The organism is Fervidicola ferrireducens (genome assembly GCF_001562425.1).
Classification (GTDB): domain Bacteria; phylum Bacillota; class Thermosediminibacteria; order Thermosediminibacterales; family Thermosediminibacteraceae; genus Fervidicola; species Fervidicola ferrireducens.
This window is the reverse complement of sequence record NZ_LOED01000029.1, coordinates 21,514-28,558: the sequence shown is the minus strand read 5'-3', so window position 1 is coordinate 28,558 and position 7,045 is coordinate 21,514. Positions and strand designations below refer to the sequence as shown.

At 51.6% G+C, this 7,045-nt stretch carries 6 protein-coding genes; all 6 read right to left on the bottom strand.

The window, feature by feature from the left end:
- A partial coding sequence (locus AN618_RS13755; RefSeq protein WP_245628482.1) for a GTP-binding protein occupies positions 1-83 on the bottom strand: 83 nt, incomplete at its 3' end.
- A gap of 20 nt (positions 84-103) precedes the next feature.
- On the bottom strand, positions 104-2,170 hold the full coding sequence (gene fusA / locus AN618_RS09840) for an elongation factor G (RefSeq protein WP_066354480.1): 2,067 nt from the start codon (positions 2,168-2,170) through the stop codon (positions 104-106).
- Positions 2,171-2,224: 54 nt separating this feature from the next.
- Complete coding sequence (rpsG, locus tag AN618_RS09835) at positions 2,225-2,698, bottom strand: 30S ribosomal protein S7 (RefSeq protein ID WP_066354477.1); 474 nt, start codon at positions 2,696-2,698, stop codon at positions 2,225-2,227.
- 18 nt (positions 2,699-2,716) lie between these two features.
- The gene (gene rpsL, locus AN618_RS09830) at positions 2,717-3,091 is read right to left on the bottom strand and encodes a 30S ribosomal protein S12 (RefSeq protein ID WP_066354474.1); all 375 of its coding nucleotides are present in this window, start codon (positions 3,089-3,091) and stop codon (positions 2,717-2,719) included.
- Positions 3,092-3,154: 63 nt separating this feature from the next.
- A complete protein-coding gene (locus tag AN618_RS09825; protein ID WP_066354472.1) occupies positions 3,155-3,406 on the bottom strand; it encodes a L7Ae/L30e/S12e/Gadd45 family ribosomal protein in 252 nt (83 codons plus the stop codon).
- A gap of 91 nt (positions 3,407-3,497) precedes the next feature.
- Positions 3,498-7,025, bottom strand: coding sequence for a DNA-directed RNA polymerase subunit beta' (rpoC, locus tag AN618_RS09820; protein WP_066354470.1), 3,528 nt, complete (start codon positions 7,023-7,025; stop codon positions 3,498-3,500).
- Positions 7,026-7,045 lie beyond the last annotated feature (20 nt).

Here is a 7,045-nt window from a genome sequence, read left to right as displayed (position 1 = left end):
AGCGTGGTCTTCCCGTGGTCTACGTGACCTATCGTTCCTACGTTGACGTGAGGCTTTTTCCTCTCAAACTTTTGCTTTGCCATCGTTTTTCCTCCTTTTCAGGCTATTTGTTTATAATGGTTTCCGCAATGTTTTTGGGCACTTCGGCGTAATGCGAGAACTGCATGGTGTACGTGCCCCGGCCCTGTGTCTTGGACCTGAGGTCAGTCGCATATCCGAACATCTCTGCGAGCGGCACGTAACCTCTTATGACCTGAACGTTGCCCCGCATTTCGACGCCTTCTATGTGTCCCCTTCTGGAATTCAGGTCGCCTATGACGTCGCCCATGTATTCTTCGGGCACCACGACCTCAACTTTCATTATGGGTTCTAAGAGAACCGGATCGGCTTTCTTCATCGCTTCCTTGAAAGCTACCGAACCTGCTATTTTGAATGCCATTTCCGAAGAGTCAACTTCGTGGTATGAACCATCAAAGAGCGTCACCTTTACATCCACTACCGGGTATCCTGCAAGGACGCCGTTTTGCATGGCTTCGCGCACGCCGGCGTCAACGGCCGGTATATATTCCTTCGGAATTACGCCGCCGACGATCTTGTTGACAAATTCATAGCCCTTGCCCGGCTCAAGCGGCTCGATTTCAAGCCACACATGACCGTACTGGCCGCGGCCACCAGTCTGGCGGATGTACTTTCCTTCCGCCTTGACGGCCTTCCTGATGGTTTCTTTATATGCCACTTGAGGTTTGCCCACATTGGCCTGAACCTTGAACTCCCTGAACATCCTGTCGACTATTATCTCCAGGTGCAGTTCTCCCATGCCGGAAATGATGGTCTGGCCCGTTTCCGGATCGGTGTAGGTTCTGAAGGTCGGGTCTTCTTCTGCCAACCTCTGGAGGGCGATGCTCATCTTTTCCTGATCGGCCTTGGTTTTGGGCTCAATGGCTACCGAAATAACCGGTTCCGGGAACTGCATGGATTCCAGGACTATGGGCTTGTCTTCGGCGCACAGCGTATCGCCCGTGGTGGTATCCTTCAGGCCGACGGTTGCAACGATTTCCCCCGTCATGGCTTCTTCCATTTCCTGCCTGTGGTTTGCGTGCATCCTTAAAATCCTGCCTATTCTCTCCTTTTTATTCTTCGTGGAGTTATACACGTAAGAACCCGCCTTCAAAGTCCCGGAATAAATCCTGAAGTAGGTCAATTTACCCACATACGGGTCGCTCATAATTTTGAATGCCAGAGCTGAAAAAGCTTCGTCGTCGCTGGCAATCCTTTCGATTTCTTCACCGGTTGCGGGGTCCACTCCCTTTACCGGAGGTATGTCAAGGGGTGAAGGCAGGTAGTCGATTATCGCGTCCAAAAGAAGCTGCACGCCTTTATTTCTGTAAGAAGAACCGCAAAGCACCGGAACGGCTCTTACTTCTATGCACGCTTTTCTGAGAGCCGCTTTTATTTCTTCTTCCGTTATCTCTTTGCCCTCCAAAAATTTCTCCATAATGGCTTCGTCCAGATCTGACATGGATTCGAGCAATTTCTCCCTGTATTCTTCCGCTTTTTCTTTTACCTCTTCAGGAATTTCCGTGACCTGAATGTCCGTTCCCAGATCGTTGGTATAGATATAAGCCCTCATGCCGATCAGGTCCACAATTCCCCTGAATTCGTTCTCACACCCTATGGGTATCTGAATCGGCACGGGATTGGCCCCTAATTTTTCCTTAATCTGCTTTACTACGTTATAAAAATCCGCACCGATTATGTCCATCTTGTTCACATACGCTATCCGCGGAACATGGTATTTATCCGCCTGCCGCCATACCGTCTCGGACTGGGGCTCCACGCCGCCTTTTGCGCAGAACACCGCAACAGCCCCGTCCAGCACGCGCAGGGACCTTTCCACTTCTACCGTAAAATCCACGTGGCCTGGCGTATCGATGATATTAATCTGATGGTCCTTCCAATAACAGGTCGTGGAAGCCGAAGTTATGGTGATACCTCTTTCCTGCTCCTGCACCATCCAGTCCATGGTGGCGGTACCTTCGTGAACTTCGCCAAGTTTGTGCACTTTTCCGGTGTAAAACAGAATTCTTTCGGTAGTAGTGGTCTTTCCGGCGTCTATATGAGCCATTATCCCTATATTCCTCAATCTGTTCAGCGGAATCTGTCTAGGCATGTGCTACACCCCTTTCCGTATAAAATGGCGAAAATGACCAACAATCGCTTCGTATTACCACCGGTAATGGGCAAAAGCCCTGTTGGCTTCGGCCATCCTGTGAGTTTCTTCCTTCTTCTTCACAGCACCGCCTGTCCCGTTAGCAGCATCCATTATCTCGGCGGCCAATTTCTCCTGAATTGTCTTCTTGTCGCTGCGCACGCGGGCATACTCCACGAGCCAGCGGATACCCAGGGAAATTCTCCTGTGCTCGGGCACTTCTATGGGCACCTGATAGGTGGCTCCGCCCACCCTCCGGGGTCTTACCTCGAGGACGGGCATCACGTTTTTCAAAGCTTCGTGGAAAACTTCCAGCGGATCCTTCCCGGTTTTTTCGCGGATTATTTCAAAAGCTCTGTAGCAGGCCTTTTGGGCGATGCTCTTTTTCCCGTCGTACATGAGTTTGTTGATGAGCTTGGTCACTAACTTGCTCTTATATATGGGGTCCTCGGGTACATCTCTTCGAACGACATGACCTTTCCTTGGCATTCTCTTCCCTCCTTCCAATTAAGACTTCGGCCTTTTAGCCCCGTAAAGGGAACGGCCCTGTCTCCTGTTGGCGACTCCTGCAGCATCTAATGCGCCGCGGATGATGTGGTACCTTACACCAGGCAAGTCCTTCACCCTGCCGCCTCTTACCAACACAACCGAGTGTTCCTGCAGGTTGTGACCTATACCCGGGATGTAAGCTGTAATTTCCACACCGTTGGTAAGCCTCACCCTCGCTATCTTCCTCAAAGCGGAGTTGGGCTTTTTAGGAGTTGTGGTCTTTACAACGGTACACACTCCCCGCTTTTGCGGACATCCCCTCAGTGCAGGAGATTTGGATTTGTGTGCCACCTTCTTCCTTCCTTTTCTTACCAACTGGTTTATCGTCGGCATTGTTACACCTCCTTCCTAAGTTAGCAAAAAAGGATGCCCCATAATAGGGGCATCTTTTGTTTTCTATTGTTGATTTAATATCGCAGCCGATGCTGCCCCTACGTCGATGCCACACGCCTCCCCCAGTTCCTTCATCGTAGCTACCGGTACTATTTCGATCCCTTTGGCCCGGCACAGTTCTTTTAACCCGGCAACTACGTGCTCTTCTGCATCCTCAGCTATAAACACTACCGCTGCCTGACCTTTCTCGACAGCCTTCAACGTCTGTTTGGTCCCTACCGTCTTCTTGGGGGCATTTTTTAATTTGCTAAGCATTCCATGCCCTCCTCAAGCTCATCGCTTTTTGTGAAGCTTGAGCACGCACTTATATATTTTAGCATTATCGGAGGTCAGTGTCAACAAAGTTTTACTGCTGGTTCGCGGCTTGGTTTTCCTGCCCCTGACCCTCCACGTTTATTTTGATGTTCCTGTAACGCTTCATGCCGGTACCCGCAGGTATAAGCTTTCCTATTATTACGTTTTCCTTAAGTCCGATAAGCGGGTCTATCTTGCCTTTTATGGCCGCCTCCGTCAGAACTCTCGCTGTTTCCTGGAAAGATGCAGCGGACAGGAACGAATCGGTGGCAAGCGATGCTTTCGTTATGCCCAAGAGGACCCTCCTTGCCTCTGCTGGTTTTTTACCTTCGCGTTTTGCGCGCTCGTTGATCTCTTCGAATTCGAAAATATCCACCAGTTCTCCAGGCAAAAGGTCGGTGTCTCCCGGATCTTCTACTTTCACCTTGCGCAGCATCTGTCGGATTATGATCTCGATGTGCTTATCGTTGATATCCACTCCCTGCATCCGGTAGACTTTGAGCACTTCCTGCAACAGGTAAGCCTGAACGCCTCCCACACCTTTTATCCTCAATATGTCGTGGGGATTTATGGGGCCTTCGCACAAGGGGTCTCCAGCTTCCACCCGGCTGCCGTTTTCCACCGTTAGCCGCGCCCCGTAGGGAATCTGGTAAACCCTGACTTCTCCGTCGTCGCCGGTAACCTCAACTTCCCTCTTTTTCTTGGTGTCCAGAATCCTCACCGTGCCGGAGTTTTCCGCGATGACCGCCTGGCCCTTCGGCCTTCTTGCCTCAAATAATTCTTCGACCCTCGGAAGACCCTGAGTTATGTCGTATCCGGCGATTCCGCCGGTGTGGAACGTCCTCATGGTAAGCTGCGTTCCGGGCTCTCCGATGGATTGGGCAGCTATGATTCCAACTGCTTCACCTACCTCCACTGGCTTTCCGGTAGCTAAGTTCTTTCCGTAACACTTGGCACAGACGCCGTGGCGCGTCCTGCAGGTGAAAACAGAACGGATTTTTACCTCCTCGATGCCTGCGGCCACTATTTTATCCGCAATTTCGTCGGTAATCATTTCGTTGGCCCTGACCAGCACTTCCCCAGTTTTGGGATCCACCACATCTTCCAAAGCGTACCGTCCATCAATTCGCTCTTTTAAGGTTTCTATCACTTCATTGCCGTCCATTATAGCCCTTACAGTAACGCCTTCGGTGGTGCCGCAGTCCAGTTCCCTCACTATCACGTCCTGGCTGACATCCACCAGGCGCCTGGTCAGGTAACCTGAGTCGGCGGTCCTTAGAGCAGTATCGGCAAGCCCTTTTCTTGCGCCGTGAGTTGATATGAAGTATTCCAGCACGGTAAGCCCTTCTCTGAAATTGGCCTTAATCGGCAGGTCTATGATGCGCCCGGCTGTGTCGGCCATAAGACCCCTCATGCCGGCTAGCTGCCTTATCTGCTGCTTATTACCTCTTGCGCCGGAATTGGCCATCATGTAAACCGGATTCAATTTATCGAGGCTGTTCATTAGGCTTTCCGTGACGCGGTCTGTGGCATTGGCCCATATCTCGATGACCTTTTCATAGCGTTCTTCGTCGGAAATGAGACCTCGCCTGTACATGAGCTCTACCTGATCGACCTGCTCTTCCGCCTCGGAGATGATTTTTTCCTTGTCCTTCGGTATCTCTATGTCGGTGATGCCGATGGTTATGCCGGCCTTTGTGGCGAAATGAAAACCTAATTCCTTTATCTTATCTAGCATCTCGGCGGTTTTGGTCGTGCCGTGTTTTTTGTAGCAGCGGTCTACTATCTCTCCGAGCTTGCCTTTGTCAACCAGCGTGTTGAGCTCCGGCTCGAAGAGGTTTTCTTCCTTGCTCCGGTCCACAAAGCCGAGGTCCTGCGGTATGCACTCGTTGAATATGATACGGCCCGGTGTGGTCTTAATTATTTTCGAACGCCTTTGCCCGTTGATTTCCTTCGTCACCCTTACGTTGACCTTGGCGTGGAGGGATACCTCGCCCATGTGATATGCCAGGACAGCTTCTTCGGGAGAGGAGAAATACTTGCCCTCCCCTTTTACGCCGTCCCGCTCGATGGTAAGGTAATATATGCCGAGCACCATATCCTGCGTCGGCGTAACTACCGGTTTTCCATCGGCGGGCTTCAGCATGTTGTTGGTGGAAAGCATGAGGAGTCTGGCCTCTGCCTGGGCCTCGGCCGAAAGGGGGACGTGGACGGCCATCTGGTCGCCGTCGAAGTCGGCGTTGTACGCCGTGCAGACCAGCGGATGAATCTGGATGGCCCTGCCTTCCACCAGCACCGGTTCGAAAGCCTGAATGCCCAGGCGGTGAAGCGTGGGAGCCCTGTTTAAGAGCACCGGATGCTCTTTTATGACATCCTCGAGCACGTCCCACACTTCGGGTTTTACCCTTTCCACCATTCTTTTTGCGCTCTTTATGTTGTGGGCGTACCCTTCCTCCACCAGCTTCTTCATCACGAAGGGTTTGAAAAGCTCTAAGGCCATCTCCTTGGGGAGTCCGCACTGGTAGAGTTTAAGCTCGGGACCGACCACGATTACCGAACGGCCCGAATAGTCCACGCGCTTACCCAGAAGGTTTTGTCTGAAGCGCCCCTGTTTGCCTTTCAGCATATCGCTCAGCGATTTCAGGGGCCTGTTGCCGGGACCGGTTACGGGTCTTCCCCTCCGGCCGTTGTCTATGAGCGCGTCAACGGCTTCCTGGAGCATCCTCTTCTCATTGCGAACTATTATGTCGGGTGCACCCAGGTCCAGGAGCCTCTTTAGCCGGTTGTTCCTGTTTATAACCCTTCGGTAAAGGTCGTTCAAATCCGAAGTGGCGAAGCGCCCTCCGTCCAGTTGCACCATCGGCCGGAGGTCCGGCGGGATAACCGGTATTACCTCGAGTATCATCCACTCGGGCCTGTTGCCCGATTTCCTGAAAGCTTCCACCACTTCGAGCCTTCTTAAAATGCGAACTTTCTTCTGGCCGTTGGCCTCTTTGAGCTCGGCCCTGAGTTCCTTGGCGAGTTTTTCCAGATCGATTTCCTGCAGTAATTCTTTTATCGCTTCCGCACCCATACCAGCTCTGAATGCGTTGCCGTATTTTTCCCTGTATTCCCTGTATTCTTTCTCTGTTAGGAGCTGTTTTTTGGCAAGCGGAGTATTGCCCGGGTCAATTACAATGTATGAAGCGAAATATATGACTTTCTCCAAAGCCCGCGGTGACATATCGAGCATTAGCCCGATTCTGCTGGGTATGCCTTTCAAAAACCAGATGTGGGATACTGGGGCGGCAAGTTCGATGTGCCCCATCCTTTCGCGGCGCACTTTGGATTTGGTAACCTCGACGCCGCAGCGGTCGCAAATGACGCCTTTGTATTTCACCCTCTTATATTTGCCGCAATGACATTCCCAGTCCTTGACTGGGCCGAATATCCTCTCGCAGAAAAGTCCGTGCTTTTCCGGTTTTAAAGTTCGGTAGTTTATGGTTTCGGGCTTTTTTACTTCGCCCCTTGACCATTCTCTTATCTGTTCCGGGGAGGCAAGACCTATCCTTATGGAATCGAAAAAGTTCAGTTCAAGCAAAGGGCGTCTCTCCCTTCATT